The 17985-nt window shown below is 65.1% G+C and carries 14 protein-coding genes; 8 read left to right on the top strand and 6 right to left on the bottom strand.

The genetic code is table 11. The features are described 5' to 3' along the window. Positions 1-7: 7 nt before the first annotated feature. The 3 genes from LAJ50_RS02540 to LAJ50_RS02530 all read right to left on the bottom strand — a co-directional run bounded on the left by LAJ50_RS02540 (position 8) and on the right by LAJ50_RS02530 (position 4416). On the bottom strand, positions 8-2668 hold the full coding sequence (locus LAJ50_RS02540) for a TonB-dependent receptor (protein WP_138652118.1): 2661 nt from the start codon (positions 2666-2668) through the stop codon (positions 8-10). Between the two features lie 106 nt (positions 2669-2774). Next, positions 2775-3752, bottom strand: a complete 978-nt coding sequence (locus tag LAJ50_RS02535) for a FecR family protein (RefSeq protein ID WP_138652116.1) — start codon at positions 3750-3752, stop codon at positions 2775-2777. A 7-nt stretch (positions 3753-3759) separates the two neighbouring features. Then, positions 3760-4416, bottom strand: coding sequence for an RNA polymerase sigma factor (locus LAJ50_RS02530; protein ID WP_138652114.1), 657 nt, complete (start codon positions 4414-4416; stop codon positions 3760-3762). 267 nt (positions 4417-4683) lie between these two features. Here LAJ50_RS02530 and LAJ50_RS02525 point away from each other — a divergent pair, with 267 nt between their 5' ends. The 3 genes from LAJ50_RS02525 to LAJ50_RS02515 are packed head-to-tail and all read left to right on the top strand — an operon-like array spanning position 4684 to position 6664. Continuing rightward, on the top strand, positions 4684-5553 hold the full coding sequence (locus tag LAJ50_RS02525) for a transglutaminase family protein (RefSeq protein WP_171044556.1): 870 nt from the start codon (positions 4684-4686) through the stop codon (positions 5551-5553). Beyond that, positions 5550-6272, top strand: coding sequence for a hypothetical protein (locus LAJ50_RS02520; protein ID WP_138652110.1), 723 nt, complete (start codon positions 5550-5552; stop codon positions 6270-6272). Before LAJ50_RS02525 ends, LAJ50_RS02520 begins: the two co-directional genes overlap by 4 nt. 5 nt (positions 6273-6277) lie before the next feature. Continuing rightward, positions 6278-6664 (top strand): hypothetical protein, encoded by a 387-nt coding sequence (locus LAJ50_RS02515; RefSeq protein WP_138652108.1) that lies wholly within the window; start codon positions 6278-6280, stop codon positions 6662-6664. A gap of 30 nt (positions 6665-6694) precedes the next feature. Here the strand turns inward: LAJ50_RS02515 and LAJ50_RS02510 are convergent, their stop codons facing one another. Further along, positions 6695-7732, bottom strand: a complete 1038-nt coding sequence (locus LAJ50_RS02510) for a tyrosine-type recombinase/integrase (RefSeq protein ID WP_171044555.1) — start codon at positions 7730-7732, stop codon at positions 6695-6697. A gap of 470 nt (positions 7733-8202) precedes the next feature. Between LAJ50_RS02510 and LAJ50_RS02505 the strand changes: the two genes are divergently transcribed. Further along, positions 8203-10218 carry a winged helix-turn-helix domain-containing protein gene (locus tag LAJ50_RS02505; RefSeq protein WP_138652104.1) on the top strand — a complete coding sequence of 672 codons (2016 nt, stop codon included), beginning with the start codon at positions 8203-8205 and terminating at the stop codon, positions 10216-10218. 89 nt (positions 10219-10307) lie between these two features. Then, positions 10308-11675 (top strand): DUF1566 domain-containing protein, encoded by a 1368-nt coding sequence (locus tag LAJ50_RS02500; RefSeq protein ID WP_138652102.1) that lies wholly within the window; start codon positions 10308-10310, stop codon positions 11673-11675. An 81-nt stretch (positions 11676-11756) separates the two neighbouring features. Here the strand turns inward: LAJ50_RS02500 and LAJ50_RS02495 are convergent, their stop codons facing one another. Beyond that, positions 11757-13022 carry a hypothetical protein gene (locus LAJ50_RS02495; protein WP_138652100.1) on the bottom strand — a complete coding sequence of 422 codons (1266 nt, stop codon included), beginning with the start codon at positions 13020-13022 and terminating at the stop codon, positions 11757-11759. A gap of 268 nt (positions 13023-13290) precedes the next feature. Then, positions 13291-14511 carry an MFS transporter gene (locus LAJ50_RS02490; RefSeq protein ID WP_224096443.1) on the bottom strand — a complete coding sequence of 407 codons (1221 nt, stop codon included), beginning with the start codon at positions 14509-14511 and terminating at the stop codon, positions 13291-13293. An 81-nt stretch (positions 14512-14592) separates the two neighbouring features. Here LAJ50_RS02490 and LAJ50_RS02485 point away from each other — a divergent pair, with 81 nt between their 5' ends. The 3 genes from LAJ50_RS02485 to LAJ50_RS02475 all read left to right on the top strand — a co-directional run bounded on the left by LAJ50_RS02485 (position 14593) and on the right by LAJ50_RS02475 (position 17970). Beyond that, positions 14593-15495: a LysR family transcriptional regulator gene (locus LAJ50_RS02485; RefSeq protein WP_138652098.1), complete on the top strand. Its 903-nt coding sequence runs from the start codon at positions 14593-14595 to the stop codon at positions 15493-15495. Positions 15496-16543: 1048 nt separating this feature from the next. Beyond that, positions 16544-17455, top strand: a complete 912-nt coding sequence (locus LAJ50_RS02480; RefSeq protein ID WP_138652096.1) for a hypothetical protein — start codon at positions 16544-16546, stop codon at positions 17453-17455. 50 nt (positions 17456-17505) lie between these two features. Continuing rightward, positions 17506-17970 (top strand): hypothetical protein, encoded by a 465-nt coding sequence (locus LAJ50_RS02475; RefSeq protein ID WP_138652094.1) that lies wholly within the window; start codon positions 17506-17508, stop codon positions 17968-17970. Positions 17971-17985: the final 15 nt, after the last annotated feature.

Raw genomic sequence — 17985 nt, 5'->3', positions numbered from 1 at the left:
AGCGGCGTCACCAGCGCTTTGTCACCGACAGGCTCCAGAATCGGCCGATGGCCGAGTAGTTCGTTGAGTCGTAGGGCGCCACATAGAGGGGCGTGTCGATTGCGTACAACGGGGGCGCACGATCCAGGAGGTTCTGTGCTGCGAGTGCGAACTCCAGTCCAGACCAGACGTCGCCGCGCTCCCCGGTGTCGTAACGCAGCGTGGCATCGAACGTCGTGAACGATGCGGACTTCACGTTGTCCAGGGTGTTGGTGACGCCACCCGTGTAGTTCGCGAAGGTTGAAGCGGTGAACCCGCCCTGACTCCAGACCGCCCCGATGCGGCCGTTGACCTTCGCAGGATTGAAAAGGGTACCGGCCAGGTCGTACGGATCGGGCATGCCTTTGGTCTGTTGTGTGCTGTCGAGCCAACTGGCGGCACCGCGTATCGTCAATCGGCCCGGACCGAGATCGAATCTGTACGACCCGGACAGATCCACGCCTTTGACGCGCTGGCGATTGGCGTTGACGTACCGCACGTCCAGAATCGCCATCACGCTCGCCGGGTCGTAAGGCGCCGCCGTATAGTTGTAGAACGCATCGACGCGAGAAATGATGTCGGCCAGCCGCTCCGTCGTTGGGGAGCGGTCGACGAATTCCGCATAGATGGGATTGTCTAAGGCGCCGTAGCCCGCGTTGGGCTCAATGACACGGCTGGTATAGTCGACGCGGAACAAGGTCAGTTCAGCGTCCAGACCCGGCAGCGACTCGGGGTGAAACGCGAGCGAGGCCGTCCACGTCCTGGCTCGCTCCGGGTCCAGATCCGGATTGCCGCCGTTCAAGTACAGCAGCGTGTCGCCCTCAGCGTAGTCGGTCGCACCGAAAGCGCTCGGGTCGAATAGGTGGGCCATCATCGCGTAGTTGCGCTGGAACAGCGTAGGCGCTTTGAAGGACTTTCCCCATGTCGCTTTCACAGTGAAGTCGGCGCTGGGGCCGTAGATCGCGCCGAATGTCGGCGTCGTGACACGGCCGAAGCTGTCGTAGTCTTCACTGCGCACAGCAGCCGTCACGATCAGCCGCTCGATGCCCGCGACGTTCGATTGAGCGCCAACCAGCGGCAGATTGATTTCCATGTAACCGAAGCGGCTGCTCTCCGTGCCCCGTGCCTTCGTCGCGCCTGCCAGATGATCGTTCCAGGAATACTCGTTCCTACGGTAGCCCGCGCCGACCGCGAGACGGGCGTCGCCCGCGTTCGTCCGGAACAACGGACCTTCAGCCGATGTCTCGTAGACCCTGCTCTCGTTGCAGTGGCATTCGTAGAAGAGCGGCGTAGCGACGTTCGTGCCAGTGTCGACTCGAACATGGTCGGTGAAGAACTCGTCCTTGCCCCAGGCACCTCCGAACGAGAGTGCCCAGTCGTTCGGCAATGTGAAATCGAGGCTCGGCGCCAGGAACGAGGTCGTGGTTTCGGGCCTCATTGCGTTGTAGATGGATAGGCTGCCGGCGTAGTAGTTGTAGGTTTGCTCACGCTCGGTGCGCAGCGCGTCCAGGCGCAGTTCGACGAGATCGCCAAGCGACTGATGAGCGCTTACCAGCCCGCTACGCAGTTCGCTGCCCGCGTAGATGGTGGTCGGATCGATCAGGTGATCGCTGTAGGAGCGTTCCGCGGCATAGATCGGATCGGCCGAGGCGTCCTTGAACGTCGCTATCAAGCCACCGGTCGCCCACACAGCGCCCGCCGTGGCGTGGTATTCCCTCGTCGATAAACCGCCGTCGGTCGCACTGCCGTAGCGCGCACCGACCGCAACGCCCTCGTAGTCTCGACGAAGCATGACGTTGGCGACGCCGCCCACGGCATCGGAACCGTAGATCGCTGAGGCACCATCTGCGACGATCTCAACTCGATCGACGGCATCCACCGGAATGGCCGCGATGTCGACGGCCTGCACGAAGCCGCTGTACGCCAATCGCTTCCCGTTCAGCAGCGTCAGCGAGGCATCCGGGCCGAGACCGCGCAGGTTAAGGCTGGAACCGCCGGTCACGTTCTGGTTGGCCATGCCGCCGCCGGTGACGTTCCCCATGAAAACGCCCGGGTTCTGGCCGCCAGTGAAGTTCTGGGGAACCGAACGGACGACTTCGCCGAGATCGTTGAAGCCTTCTTCCTCGATTTGCTCCGAACCGATAGTCGTGACCGGCGAGGGTGTCGTCCCGCCACGGATACGCGTGCCGGTGACCGTCAGACGCTCGAGATCCGCCACGGGCGCGTCGGCACGCACGGCTGGCGCCGGCGCCGCCTTCGGCGCCCGAACGGATGGCGCGGGCGGCGCCGGCCGCGGTTCCGAAGCCTGGATGACGATCGTCTTATCGGCGACCTGCCGGTACTCCAGCCCGCTTCCGAGCAGCAGCCGTTCGAGCGCCTGCCGCCAAGTCAGCTGTCCGGAGATCGCGGCGGCCCGCTTGCCGGCCACGAGGTCCGGCCGGAACACGATCTGCACCTGGCTCTGGCGCGAAAGCTGGTTCAGCGCGCCCTCCAGCGTGCCGGCATCGATCGCATAGACGCGCGGCGCCTCGCTGCTTTGCGCATGGACCGGGCCGATGCCGCCCCAGGCCGTCAACGCCAGAAAGCAGGCTGCGTAGAGCGGTCGCCTCGCCAACGTCTGGCGTCCCCGGTTGTTGCGTCCCTCGATCATCGTGTGTCCCCTAGTGGTGGGCTGGCCGCCATGCCACCGTCAGCGGACGGTCATGGGCCATCACAACAACCGATGCAGCGAGAAGCGTGTCCCCTACAGACTCGCGTCACTTTTTTTCGTAGAGCACGATTTCGCCGGCGCTGTGCTCCACGCGCACCGGCCAGACGTGCTCCAAGGCAAGCGCCAGTGCTTCCGGCGCCTTCGGATCGAACGTGCCGCTAACCGGCATGCGGCCCACGGCCGCGTCGCCCAGGCGCAACGGCGTGCCGCCGTAGCGGTTGACCTCGGCGACCAGGGCCGCCACCGGCCACGCTTGCACCACCAGCTGTCCGCTGGTCCAGCCTTCCGCGCTGGCCCGGTCGGCGTCACTCAAGCGCTGGACCGTCCCGAGCGTGCCGCCTGCAAGCACAGCCACGCGCTCTCCCGGCGACAAGGCAGCTTCGCCGGCCGTAAGCCGCGATGCGACCACGACCCGGCCTTCCAGCAGCGTCACCTCCCCGGCAGCGCCGTCGAGCCGCACCTGAAACTGCGTGCCGGTCGCCGTGACGGCGGAGGCGCCGGCCCGGACGGTGAACGGCCGCGCCGGGTCCTTGCTGACGTGGAAGTCGGCCCGCCCCTGCCGCAGCACCAGGCGGCGCTCGTGCCGGCCGTACTGCACGTCGAGCCGGGTCGCGGTGTCGAGCACCACGCGCGAACCGTCCTCCAGCGTGACGGTGCGCTGTTCGCCGGTCGCGGTCGCGTACGCGTGGGCCGGGCCTTGCGCAGGCGGCAGCGACAGGAAGAGGAACAAGGCCAGCAGCACCGACGCCGCCGTTGCCAGCAGCGGCCAGCGCCAGCGCGACCGCCACGACCGCGCGTCGGCGCGCCGTGCTTCGCGCACGGCGGCGGCGATGTCCGGGTCTTCCTGCGCCAGATCGCCGGTGATCGCCCACAGGTCCTCCAGGTTCGCGTAGGCGGCCGCATGCTGCGGGTCGTCCCGCCATCGCTCGAAGGCCGCGCGGTCCTCGGCGCTGCAATCGGGCGCGCGCAATCGCGCGAACCAGTGATGAGCCTGTTGACCTGACATATCGTCGGTGTCGTCCATGCGATGATTAGGATGCACGACCGCTCCCGGCCCCTACATGCGCGGCAATCGCGCCCAGCGCGCGCGACAGGCTCACCTCGACCGCCTTGACCGTGATCCCGCACCGCGCGGCGATCTGCGCGTAGGACAGGCCGTCGACGCGGCTGAGCAGGTAAATCTGCCGGCTGCGCGCCGGCAGCGCCAGGATGGCCGCGCGCAGCAGCGCCTGCCGCTGGCTGCGTTCGATGCGTTCCTCGTGCTCGACCGCCTCGGAGACCAGCGGGACGGTGTCCAGCGGCACATGGTGTGCCGCCCGGTGCGTGCCGCGGCGGCGGTAGAACTCGCCGATCACATTGGTGGCGATCCGGTACAGCAACGGCCGCCAGGCGCCGGGCGCTTCGCCGCGGTAGCGCAGCAACCGCAGCAGGCTTTCCTGGGCCGCGTCCTGTGCGTCGGCGTCCGACGGCAGATGCGCGCGCAGGTGTTTGACCAAGGCCCCTCGCGATTGGCGCATGAAGGCGTCGAAGTCCCGCGCGTCAGCGCAGGATTCCTCGTCGGCGAGTACCGGCGGCAATGGAAGGAAGCTGTCTTGGCCGTGGGCCATGTACGCCCTGTCTGACGCCCGGATGGCACGGCCATCTTCGACCCGGCGCGCACGTTTTTGCAACCAGAAAGTGAAGATCAAGTGACTGTTTTTAAATGATAAACTTGCAATGCAGGCAGGTGGAGCGACCCTACACGCGTGGTGTGGTGCTTTCAGCGATTGCCCGGCGGCTCGGCCCCGGGTTATGGTGGCTTGAGGGTTGCCAGGGACGACGGCATGGGGAAGCGATCTTTCGCTCGGACGCTCGGGGGGGTTGGCCTCCTGCTTCTGTGTGCCTGCGCCGCTCAGGCCGCGCCTGGTTCGGCCCTTGCCGATCTGCAGCGGCACCTCGTCCAGCCCGATGAAGCCGTGGACTTCGCGGCGGCCAAGATCGCGATTGATCGTCTGATCGATCCGAACGTCGATGCGGCGGCCGTTGGCCGTGAGCTGGACCGGCTGACCCGCGCCGTCGTCTCCCGCACCCCCGCCGGCCTGACGCCACGCGCCCGCATGGACGTGCTGCTGTCCACGCTCTACACCGCCGGCGACTGGAACGACCATCGTCCCTTCCGCTACGACCTCGACGACCCGATGGGTCGCCGGCGCGAGAACAAGCTGCTCTCCACCTACCTGCGCACGCGCAAGGGCAACTGCGTATCGATGCCGGTCCTGGTGACGATCCTGGGCCAGCGGCTCGGCCTGGTGGTCACGCTGGCGACCGGCCCCGAGCACGTGATGACCAAGTTCGCCGACGGCGAGAGCTGGCTGAACGTCGAGGCGACCGCCGGCGGCTACAAATGGGATAGCAGCTACGAGCGCGACCTGGACATCAGCACACGCGCGCTCGAGACCGAAATCTACCTGCGGCCGCTGGCGCCGCGTGAGGCGGTCGGCGTGATGGCCAGCACGCTGATGGAAGCGCTGGCCGCCCAGGGCCGCGCCGACGATCTGATGGCGGTTGCGGACATGGTGCTGGCGGCCAATCCAACCGACGTGGTCGCCATCATCCAGAAGGCCAACGCCTACTACCTGCAACTCCAGCAGCGCTACAACAGCCGCTATGCGCGACCGACCGACATCCCGCCCGGGCTGCAGGCCGACTACGCGATGCGCAGCCGAGCGAACCTCGAATGGTTCACGAAGGCCGAAGCGCTCGGATGGCATCCGCCGACGGCACAGAACCGGACGCGCTATCTGCAATCCATCGACCAGGAAAAGGACACCAGGGGGCAGCTATGAAGACGGCTATCGCGGCAGCAGGGATCGTGGCGTGTCTGACGACGGGTGCTGCACACGCACGCTTCGTCTCGGTGGACCCGGTGAAAGCCGATCCCAAGACCGGTCAGAGCTTCAATCGCTACCACTACGGCAACAACAACCCGTACAAGTTCATCGATCCGGACGGCCGCCGATCCGTCGTCAAGGACGGGCAAATCTACATCCAGCCCGAGAACAAGTCCGTGCCCGCCATTTCGCCATTCCCGAACACGGTGGGCGCGACCGGCGTCGGCCCGTCGGATCGATCTTTCCACACCTACAACGTGCAGACGAATAGTTCGCTGTCAGGTGCTCAGGCTGGCGAGGGGTTCAAGAACAACCCGACACCCGGCAACGACAGCCCGGCCAGTCCCAACGGAACGCGCAACAACGTCGGCCCCATTCCGACGGCGGGCGACAGCAACTACGTTCGCTCGTTCACCGTGGCCTCGCCGGACCCGGCCCGGTATACCGACGTCACCGTGAACTACACCATCGCGGGCGAGCACGGCCTGGCCGAAGGCTTCGTGATGCGCTACGGCGAGATTGGCGAGGGCGGCACCGTCCTGCGCAGCTACGGGGAAGGCAACAACTGGCGGCAGAATCCCGCGCTGGAGAACATCCCGGGGATCGGTTGGGGTCCACAGGTCCAGAAGGTGTGGCAGCAGAACCATCAAGAGATCATCAACGGAGCGCGGTGAGCGTAATGAGCAAGCGAACCGCCCTGGTGCTCTTCCTGGTCAGCGCCGCGCTCGCGCTGGCCGTTCACTACGTCATGTTTGAAATGACCTACCTGTGGTACGTGCAGATCGAACAAGCGCACCTCCTGCGCGGCATCTATGCCGGCGTGGCGGCGGCGATCATTGCGCTGTGGGTCCTGTTCCCTTCGCGCATCGCCGTCGGGGCGGTCGGCTTGTTCGGCCTGTACTTCCCACACCTGATCTTCGCCAGCGATGCGCGGCCGCTCCAGGGCCGCGAGATCACGCTATCGGGCTTTGGAGTGACACTGGTGAGCATTGCCCTGTTGGTGATCGCCACGCAATTTCGGCTCATGTGGAAGCGGCGCTCTGGAACGGCGGCCCCACGCGCATGACGGCGCGGGTTGCACTGCCGCGACCGGTCCTCAATGCAGCGTCGTGCCGGGCACCGCCACGCGGAGCGGGCGGACCTCCTGCGCTGGTTCGCTTTCGTCCGACCAAGCTCCCGACGTAAACGCCGTGCGGACCAGTTGATCCAGTGCATCCGCGGCCGGCTCAAGGTCTCGCGTCAGCAGATGGCCGTAGATGTCAGACGTAACGCTGACCGAGCTGTGCCCGAGCATGCGCGATGCGATCACCAGCGGCACGTTGCGGAGCAGATGCGTCGCGACGGTGTGACGGAGCGTCCGCGGCGTCACGCCGGCGAGACCGGCCGCGGCCGCGGCCTCGGTGAACTGTTGGCGCGCGGTACCGAGCGTGACGCCGACCACGCGCGACGGCGGCAGAGTGGACCGTCGGCCGCGCGTTCGGGGCGCCGGCGGTCGATCTCGACAGGCGCGCAGGTACACGGCCATCTCTCGCGTGATCGGCACGACGGCCCGGTGCTTCATCCGGGGCGCAAGCGGGCTTGAGCTGCGCAGGTCGATGATCTGCTGGTCAAGATCGACGCGGGACCACTCCAGTTCGACAATGGCGGCGGGCCGGGCACCGGTTGCAAGGAACAGACGCACGAACAGCTCGCAGCGCGGTCCCTTCATACGCGCGGCTCGGAGCAAGCGCCGCGTTTCGTCCGCTGTCAGCGCGCGCGATGGCGGACTGCCGCGTGGTGGCATCGGGATCGGCGGGATCTTCGCGATGACACCTTCGCGGTGCGCCAGACGCACGGCGGCGCGCAGCGTACTGAGCTCGCGGTGGACCGTCTGCGGCAGGATGCCGATGGCCTCTCGTGCGGCTCGGTAGTCCGCGATGTCGCTGCGCGTGATCGCGGTGACGTCCATGCCCGCCAGATTCGAGCGGGTCAGAAGCGCGATCGCATGGTCGATCCGGCCAATCTGGACGACGACGGGCGCGCGATCCTTTCGGTATGTGGACAGAACGTGTTCGATGAGGGGAGCGGTCGGAGCCGGTTCCGCTTCCAGCTGCGGTGTCAGGTCCTGTTCGGGTCCTTGTTCCAGTTCCAGCATCAGCTCCGATCCGCACCAGGTGACGCATTGATTTGCTTGTTTCAATCCACGCGCTCCTTCGCGACGACCACGCGCCTCTGCGTTCCGCGCAGGGTTTCTCACAGGCTGCCTATGCGGCAGTGATGCGCTGGCCATGCGTACTGCGCCAGCTGAAATCCGCGGCTTCCCGCGGCGCCGGAAGTCTGCGCGGCGCGACGCCCCGTCGCGTGCACCAGACCCTTACGGGCGCTTTACCCGGTGTGTGTAAACCCTTAATGCTGCGGATCACCCCGCAGCGGCTGCGTCAGCATGTCGGGCTTGCAGCTGGAAAGACACCATCGCGTGACAGCGATGGTATTCTCGACGCGCAGGTATTTGAGTCTCGTTCGGCGTCCCGCTGACCACACGCGGCGGCTCCCAGCCGATAGCCGACGGGCGATGCCCGCGCGATCGCGCACTGTCGATCGCTGGCCTGGTGTAGGTAGTTGGCCGTGAACGAATCCACCTGTTATCGCTTCTGCGACTTCTGCTTGATTCCCTCGCGCCGCGAACTGTGGCGCGCCGATCAGCTGATGACCGTCCAGCCGAAGGTGCTGGATGCACTGACATATCTGATCGAGCACCGCGATCGCGCGGTCGGCTACGACGAGCTGATCTCCGCGGTGTGGGGGCGCGTGGACGTCACAGACAACGTGCTCGGCCAGATCATCGGCCGCGCACGGCGCATCGTCGGGGACTCTGGCGAAGCGCAGCAGGCGATCCGTACCGTGCCGCGCTTTGGCTTTCGCTGGCTGCCCGAGGTCGCGGTTTCGACGATCGACGCCGGCGCCCGCATGGAATCAGCCGGTGCACCAGCCGATACACCCCTCGCTCATCCGCAACCGCGCACCGCGCCACGTCGCCGTCCTGCACGTATGGCCGCGCTGGTGCTGGCCGTCAGCGCGAGCGTCGCCGGCGTGGCGGCGCTGGCCTTCTTCGCCGGCGGCAGTCGGTCGCCGCTCGGCGACGCCGCAGTCACCGCACCGGATGCGCCGCCGCTGGTGCAGCTTCGTGCCGCGCTCGCCGCCGATCGACTCGAGACGGCCCGTTCGGTGCTCGCCGCCCTGCCGGACGCGGATCGGCTGCTGCCGGAAATCCGCTACGAGGAAGCCACTTTGGCGCTCAAGGAAGGCCGCGCCGATGGCGCCCTGACGGCGTTCACCGCACTCCTGGCCGACCTCGACGGTCGTGGCAACGTGCTGTTGACCGGCAAGACCGCGCACGGCGCCGGCCAGGCCGCTTTCCGACTCGGGGACTTCGACCAGGCACAGCGCTACTACGAGCAGGCCATCGCGGCACTCGGTCCCGGCGCCGACACGGATGTCGAGACGCGCGCTGCGCTCGGCCGTGTCTGGAATGGATTGGGTGGCCGGTTCGTCGCCACGCTCGACTTCGAGCACGCCGAACGGGCATTCGCACAGGCGCGCATCGCGCTCGAAGCCGCGAACGATCCGGCCGCCCTGGCCCGGCTCGAAAGCAACGTCGCGCTGATGCTGGCGTGGCAGTATCGCCAGGCCGAGGCCATTCCGCGCCTTGAAGCCGCTGCCGAGCTATCGGCGCGCGCGGGCGACGCGAGCGGCGAAGTCGGTGCGACGATGAACCTCGCCACCACGCATCTGGCCCTGCTGCAACCGGCCGCAGCGCTCGCGTTCGAGCCGCGATTGCGCGCGCTGCGCGAGCGCATCGGCGACCCGGTGGAAGCGGCGCACATCGATCTACTCCGCGCCCGCGTGTTGCTGGCGAACGGCCGGCTGCGCGAGGCCGACGTACTCCTGCATGCGCTCGCCGGCCGGCCGACGCCGGCCGATCCGGCGTTGATGGCCGTGCGCGAACTGGTCGCCTCCGAGCTGGATTTCGAGCGCGCCGCATGGGAGGCCGGGTCCAGCCGCATCCGGTCCGCACTTGCCTCCGATTGGAACACCCCGGACAACAGCATGGCCGCCATCGCGCGCTGGCGGCTGTTGGCGGCACGCCAGCGCGTCGGGGACGTGCAGGGCGTGGTCGAGGTCGCCACCGCAGCCGAGGCGCAAGCCCACGCCTTTCCGAACGACGCGACGATCGGGCTGTATGCCGCGCTCACACAGGCAGCCGCGGCGGCCGGACAGGGCGACGACGCCGGCGCCCGAAGCGGGTTTGAGACCGCCCTGGCACAGGCCGAGGCCAATCGCATGCCGTTCGACCTGATCCAGGTCATCACCGCCTACGCGCAGTTCTTGGTGCGCCAAGGCGACATGGAAGCGGCCGCCCGGCTCGCCAGCCGCATCGCGCATTGGGCCGATCAGGACTACACCGCGGCCCTTGTCCAGCTCGGCGTCTACCACGCTACCAACGCCGATGCCTGGCGGACCACGCTTGCACGCGCCCGCCGCCTGGCCGGCGAGCGCACTGTTCCCGACGCGCTGGCGAAGCCGCCGACGAAGTACGGGGACGCGAAAGGCATTGATTTGGCGGCCGTAAATCGCTGGTAAAGCTCCCGTAATGGTCGGGTAAGAGCGTGGAGGTTGCGCTGTACGCAGACTCGAAGCTCCACGGCAAGCCAGTCAAGGGGAGCAAGATCGTGACCATTTCCGCACACCGTGCCGCGTTGTTCGCGGCGCTTGCAGTGACCGCCTGGATCGCGGGCATCGCAAATGCCGGCGAAGCCATCGGCCTACTGAACGACACCGGGCAAGCCGATTGCTACACGACTGGCAACGCTCCGACTCCCTGTGAGGAAGCGACTTCCGGCGACGGCTCTCCGTTGCCTCGGCAAGACGCACGGTATGGTCGCGACGCCGCGGTAGCGATGGGTCGGATCGCAAAGATCGGTGGCGGCGAGTTCGGTTTTGATTTCACACGTCTATGCATGTCCGGAATGGCCGAAGGTGAAGGCGATTGCCCGTCGCCTCCGCCCAAGCCCGAGGATGTCGAGAATCCGCAGCCAACCGATTGGGCTTGCGTGCGTGACAACGTAACGGGTCTCACCTGGGCGCTAGGGAACCTCGCAGATGCGGGATGGGATGAAGCTAGTCGTACTGACGACGGAAGCTTCATTGGCCACGCTAACGCGACCATGCGCTGTGGTCTTGCCTCGGGTTGGCGTTTGCCTACAAGGCGCGAGGGCGCGTCAATAAAGCACTTCGCAAGGTCGGCTCCCTCCATCGATCCGGCGTACTTCCCGGTCCTTTCGAACATGCAGGGCAGCCCCTGCTATTGGAGTTCGACCGTTCGCGCAAGCAATCCCATCATGAATCATGTTACCTGCTACGACGGCGTGAGCAGCGGTGGAACCTATCAATGTAGGCAAGCTGTTGCGGGAACCTTGTGCGACGGTCCAGCCAGCATGTGGCTCTCCCGCGTGGTATTGGTCAACGGCGAATGGCGGGCATCGGAAGCCTCCCAAGAAGGACGTGACCGCTTCGAGGTACATGCCGGCCAAGGAGTAGTCGAGGATCGCGCCACCGGGCTTGTGTGGGACCATTGCACGTGGGGGCAAGCGGGCAAGGACTGCGACGGCGACGGCGACGGCATCATCTTCCAAGCGTGGGCGGACGCGATTCAAGTCGCACGGATCGCGAATGAGCAGCGCTACAAAGGCTACTATGATTGGCGCGTTCCCAACGCGCGCGAACTGGAGTCCCTTGTCGATCCCGACGCCACTAACCCTGCGATAGACACCGCGGTCTTTCCGAACACTCCGCCCGCCTACTATTGGACGTCTTCATCAGGATGGTTGGCCTCCCCAACCAACGGGAACTACGCATGGAATGTGAGGTTCGATAGTGGCGTCGTCACCTACATCCGCAAAGTCCCTTCCCCTGTCGCGCCCACCCCTGATCGCAGCCGTGTCAGGCTCGTGCGTAGGGGCGATGGATTAACCGCGTTCGATGGCGTGAGTGAGCACTTGCTGACCGCAGACTTCGAGGGCTCACCTCCCTCGAATTGAAGGACGTGGGTTTCCGTGCTCCAGATGGCGATCGGCCAGAAGACCCGGCCGATCGCGCGTTGCGGCGAGAAACCGCGAAACCTACAGGACCAACTGCACGCCAAGCGCAGCAATTTCATCGATTGCCGTGAACACACAACGCGTGCCGGAACCCGCCTTATGGACACCGGCTGCGAGGTTTTCGCTGTTGATCCACGGCCCACCACTGTCCCCGCTTACACACAGGCCCGACGCAGTTTGCACGTCCACATAGGTCGACGAACACGAGCTGGTACCAGTGCCGATCGCCAGACCCGGGCCACAGGTACTGCCGGGGTTGTAGTTCGTCGCTTGCACCAAGCCGCAACCAGCGCCGCCGTTGCGCCCGTAGCGGCACAACGACATATTCGGCGCCAGATCCTCCTTTAGGATCGCTCCTTCGAGTTCACGCCAGGTGCCGACATAGAACTCATTCGACACGTCGCTCGCGCTGTTGGATACGCGCGCCCAGCCGACGTCGGCCGATGACGTGAAGTTGACCCCTTGCAACGTGAGCGTGTGGATCGTCGTGGATGTCAGCGCTTCAGCATAGTTGAAGCTGGTGCTGCTGTCCGGCTGGCAATGGCCGGCCGTCAACGTGCCGTAGCTGATCGGCGACGCGGTGGTGCGCACCGTGAAGGCGCCTGTGCATTGGACTCCCGACGTGCTGGCCTGCGTGAACGTCAGGCTGCCGCTACCCTTCACGACCTGGTTGACCAGCGGCGCGTCCATCGTCTCGATCCGCACAGGGGCTTTGAAGTCGAAGTGGCCCACTGCGAGCCGCTGGACGTCGGCGAGCTTGCCGAGTCGGGAATCCTTCAGCACATCCACGACGACCTCACCAGTCCGCTGATCGACGTAGCCGCCCTGCACGCCCGGCACACGCTCGATCAGCGCCGGGAACTTCGCGTCGAACGTGCGCTGCAGGTCGGCGAGCGTGTGGTCGGCGCCCAGCTCGTAGCTGACCTCCAGCCGATCGGCTCCGAACTGGTGGAACTCTGGTCGCACCGCCTCGTAACCGGTCAGGCGCACGACCAGTCGCGACGTCGGCTCGTGCTCGATGTAGACGCCGGCGAGCCGGTTCGCGTACTGGCTGCGTACCCGCTTGAGAATCGGACGAAGATTGCGTTCCACGTTGAGGCGGCTTCGCGCCGCGTCGGGCGAAATCTGCAATGCCTTCGCCACACCCTGGACATCGACCTCGAAGGCCTGCTCTGCCGACAGCGGATTAGCCGGGCTTGAACCCGGCAGGTCGGAAGCGGTCGCCCCTGAGATGCCTGCGGTCAGGACGACGCAGGCCACCGCCAAAACTGAATGCTTGGCGTTCATCTTCATGCTCCTTGGACATAGTCCGTGATATACGCGCGTGAGTGCGCGCACGCCCGAACCTAGGCGAGCATTTGTTACCGTCATGTGACATTCGCGCCTATTCATCGGCGCCAGATTCTTAAAGTGGGAGCACTATCGCGCTGCGGAGAATGCAGCCGACGAACGGTCCTCATCGATGGCCTCGCCACCTGTGGCCGTGGGGCTGCGATCCATGGCGCGTAGGAAATTTCCTACAAGGAGACGAGCAAAATTCTTACCCCACCCCGCACTACTCAGCCTGTTCGCCAAGGCCGCGTCGTGCAACGACGAACATCACTGCGAGCGTGGCGAACAGCCATCCGCTCCAGATCGCGCCGGGCATGCCGGCCCAGGTGATGAGGCCACCGCCGACGGCCGAACCGAACACCACGCCGAAGTTGGCTGCGGAAACGTAGAGGCTGGTGACGAACTCCGGCGCCTCCGGAGCCGATGAGGCCATCCAGACCTGGCTTACGATCAGGCCGCTGGTATGGGCCGCGCCCCAGAGCAGGCAGACCGGCAGCATCGCCGCAAACGACGGGGAGCCTAAGACCTGCAGCACCGCGTAGGCCAGGGCCAGCGCGATGGGATAGCCGAGTACGGTGCCGACCAGGTTGCGACCCAGCCACCGGCCGGCGAGCAGGTTGCCGAGCACACCGCCGACGCCGAAGACCACCAGCAGCACGCTGATCGCCTCGCCGCCGAGGCCGGTTTCGCGCGCCAGGTATTCGGCCGTGTAGCTGTATACCGAGAACATCGCGCCGAACACACAGACCGCCATGCCGATCGACAGCCACAGCACCGGCTTGCGCAGAACCGCGAACGGCTGCCCTCGGCCGCCTGCCTCCGTGACGTCCCGCGGCGGCAGCATGATCCACACGCCGGCCGCGGCCGCCAGGTTGACGATCGCGCAGAAGTAGAAGGACGCCTCATAGGAGACCTGGGCCTCGATCCACGCCGTCAGCGGCACGCCCAACACCAGCCCCATGCTGGTGCCTACGAAGGCCATCGCCGTGGCATGCGTGGCGCGCTCGCGCGGATACAGCGAAACCGCCGCGGCGAAGGCCACCGAGAAGAACACCGGATGCAGCAGCGCCAAGGGTACGCGCAGCGCCATCAGCACGCCAAAGTCCGGCGCCCATGCCGACAGCAGGCTGCACAGCGCGAACGCCAGCAGTGCGCCGGCCAGCACTTTGCGCCGGTCGAAGCGCGACGGCCATAGCACCATCGCCGGTCCGCAGACGGCAACCACCAATGCGAACAGTCCGACCAGCCAGCCCGCCCGGCGACCGTGATGCCATAGCGCTCGATGATCGACGGCAGAATGCCGACCACGCCGAACTCGACTGCATACAGCCCGAACAGGCCCAGCGCAATGAAGAACAGGGCGCGGCCGCCACCGGCCGCATTCGCTCCGTTGGGAGATGAAAAAATGGACAAAGCGGCGTCTCCAGACGTGACTGGCCGCCACGATAGGAACCGCTCGACTGCGGAAAAAGTAGGCTAGAGTTCCTGACTAAGCGGACACCTGCGTCCGTAATCGAGATCCCGCATGGATAGCCTGAGCGGCTTCACCGTCTTCGTGCAGGTGGCCGAGACGCGCAGCTTCGTCGCGGCCGGCCGGCTGCTGGGCGTGTCGGCCTCGGCTGTGGGCAAGCGGGTGGCGCGGCTCGAAGAAAAGCTAGGTGTGCGCCTGGTCCACCGCAACACGCGCAGCGTCACGCTGACGGCCGAGGGCACGCTGTTTCTGGAACGCAGCCGCCGCATCCTGACCGAGATCGAGGCGGCCGAACAGGAACTGTCGCAGGCCTCCGCCATGCCGCGCGGCAGATTGCGCGTCAGCCTGCCGCTGGTCAGTTCGCTGGTGCTGCCGGTGCTGGGCGACTTCATGGCCGCCTATCCCGAGATCGAGCTGGACCTGGATTTCACCGACCGCATGGTCGACGTGATCGAGGAAGGCTTCGACGCCGTCGTCAGGACGGGGAGCCCGGCCGACTCGCGCCTCACGGCACGCCGGCTGGGCGCTTTTCGCTCGCTGCTGGTCGCCTCGCCCGACTACCTGGCGCAACGCGGCGTGCCGCGAACGCCTGATGATCTGCTCGAACACGCCTGCCTGCACTACCGTTATCCGAACAGCGGCAAGCTGGAAGCCTGGCCACTGCGCCGCGCGCCCGGCGAACAGGAACTGCCGCTGCCGACGACGATGATCTGCAACAACATCGAGACGCGTGTGTGTTTCGCACTGCGGGGCCGCGGCATCGCCTGCCTCCCCGACTTCGCAATCCGTGAGCCGCTGGCCGACGGCAAGCTGCTGCCGGTACTGCCCGATCACGTCGAGCGCACGGGTGAGTTCCACGTACTGTGGCCAGCCAGCAGGTATCCCTCACCGAAGGTGCGGGTGCTGGTCGATTTCCTTGCCGCGCGCGTGTTTCCGACTTCTGAGGCGGCTGCCTGATATTCGACGGCAACGCGCTGCCTCGTCTGTTGGCCGGCGCCACACTGACGGGAGGACAGCCGGATAGGCGACTGACGACCGGTGACTGATTGCCGGGAAAGTTCCCGGTCTCTTGTAAGAAATTTCTTACACGCCGACGAGACGATTTGCCATTGTGGGCAAACGGGGAAGACGCGATCCTGATCCCGCCCCGTCAGTCAGCGTTCTCGCGTGCGGAAGGATCCGCTCGCCCGGCTGGAAGCCAAGCGGCGAGCGGGGCATCTCTTTTCTGGTCTGCGCTTGATGCCGGACTTTCGCCAGCTTGCCTCGTTAGAAGCAGCACGCCAGTCTTGCTTCCGCCGCGTACGGATTGAAAGCGAAACTTTACAAGTTTTCCGTTGACATCGTTGTCGCGTTCCGTACGCTGCAACACAGCCTTCGTCCCAGCTGCATGAGCAGCTTTCAGGGGAAACACGCCGAGAATTGGGCGAAGCGCGTCTGAACTAACTGCGCCGATCTATGGATGCGAGATGCATCGGGCGCAACTTGCTGCAACGACAAGCGCCGCAGGAGTGGTAGCGTGAGACGTTGGACATGGTTGATGCTCGTGGCAGCGATGATTTTGGGCGCTGTCGGTGTTGTTGCAACCAAGGATCGTGCACAAAGCCAGCCACCAACGGTCGAGCCGCCTACGCAGCCGCCGACTACTCAGACTCCAAGCTCGCCCGAGAGGCAGGACTCGCCCTCAATCGCCTCGGCAGGCGTCGCGCGCTCAGGCACGTTGACGAACAAGGAAATCCGTGATCGTCAAAAGCCGGTTCCCGGCAAGCTAAAGGACGTTACCGATGCGCTGGCGCCACGCGCCGACGCCGGCGTTCTAGTACCTCAAGATTCCGAGAGGGCGTACGCGTACGCCTATCCAGCGAACCTCATCATCGGATAAGCCGAAATTTTGTCGAGTTATTAGGGAGAAACCTCACGTTCGGGTAACAGAAACAGGCCGGTAAAAGGCCCTTGTACTTCATCGCCGCTGCTGCGGTTAGTTGGCACCATGACAAGGAACCCGGAAATGAAAGCATTTGTGAAGCTCACGACCATCCTGCTGACGATGCACTTAGGAATTCACTGCGCCGCAGCGCGCGCCACCACTGTCGAGTCGTGGGCACTTTGCAACAATTGCTCAACGCAAACTCAATTCGAGAACGCTGCGGTTGCGTGGGTGGGCAACCGCCTCGGAACATTCGAGGTGGAAATTGGCAACGTCAACACTTCCAAGGTTTATCGCGTATCGGTGACCAACAACCAGTATCCCAGTAATCCCACAGGTACGGACGAAGGCGTCAGCGTCCAGAATGTCGAGGGATACATAGTGCTGGGTGTGCCCGTTGAGACTCCTAAAGCGGTTGTGGATGGAGACAGCACGCCATCGGCGTATGCAACCGTCAATTACTCCATGCAAGAGCCGCAGGCAGTACAAGACCAGTTCGCCGCTGTTGTGATGACGCACGGGAAGCAACCCATTATCGCGCCTGGCCCTAAGAATGCCGGATTCGATTCTTTCGCAGAAAGACTGCAGCCCGCCGTGTGTGCGCTCGGCAACAACGCAATGGGCGCGCTGAATCCCGCGTGGCAGGCGGGAGAGATCGGACCAGCATCGATGGGCAACCTCATGAGCGTGCTTGCTTACTACTTCGGTCGAGGTCCGACGGTGCATGTGGTTTTCAACAACGGGGACGTCGCCAGCTTTCAGTTGAACCCTCTCGTCACATCTGGCTGCAGGTACCTCGAAGGAACCGCGAAGGACAGGGATGGAAACCCACTACAAGAAGCCAATGGCATTCCGAACAACAATGGGGGCGTCACGGTCACGCCGCACCCCGGATCGAACCAGGTCAGCTACACGACTGGCTCGCACTGGCTGGTCTGTTCATTTGTCGGAGGCGAACTGATCGGCTGCTACGTGGAATTTGTGCCCGGGTAACCCTTCATTGTCTTTCGTTAATCCAGGAATCAGGTCGATTGGAGATTGCGATGAATTTGCTCAAAAAGTATAGGTTCGTTACGGGATTCTTCGTTGGCGCGTTCGTTGCTCTCGCTGCAGGGCTGACTTTGGCGGCCTTGGTTATATCGACACCAGCAGAGAACGCCGTCGAGGAGCTGGTGCAGTTCACTTCTTCGATTCTCGACGACGACGGGCAGCGCAAGTCCCCCGAGAAATCCTATGCGGCGCATGTGTTCGTCGTCGACCAGCTCACCATTGCTGCGGGACGTCTGTACGGCTCGATCCGCTCGGATCGTTTGAGGTCCATCTTGCACTCGCAGATGGCCATATTCGCCAAGGGGAAGCTGAGCGCTGATCCGGATTTTGCCGGTCGTCTCGACCCAACGGCGCAGGCTGTTCGCGAGTGCGTCTTAAACGAAGCGGACGAGGCGAAGCGCAAAGCGTGCCTGGGTGACATCAGGTTCACGCCGACTTCCAGACTGTCCGCACTATAGGGTGTCGCCGCGCGG

Origin of the sequence: Pseudoxanthomonas sp. X-1 (genome assembly GCF_020042665.1) — a bacterium.
In the GTDB taxonomy this organism is placed as follows: Bacteria; Pseudomonadota; Gammaproteobacteria; order Xanthomonadales; family Xanthomonadaceae; genus Pseudoxanthomonas_A; species Pseudoxanthomonas_A spadix_A.
Note: the sequence above shows the minus strand (reverse complement) of the source record. Positions and strands in the feature narration are given on the sequence as shown.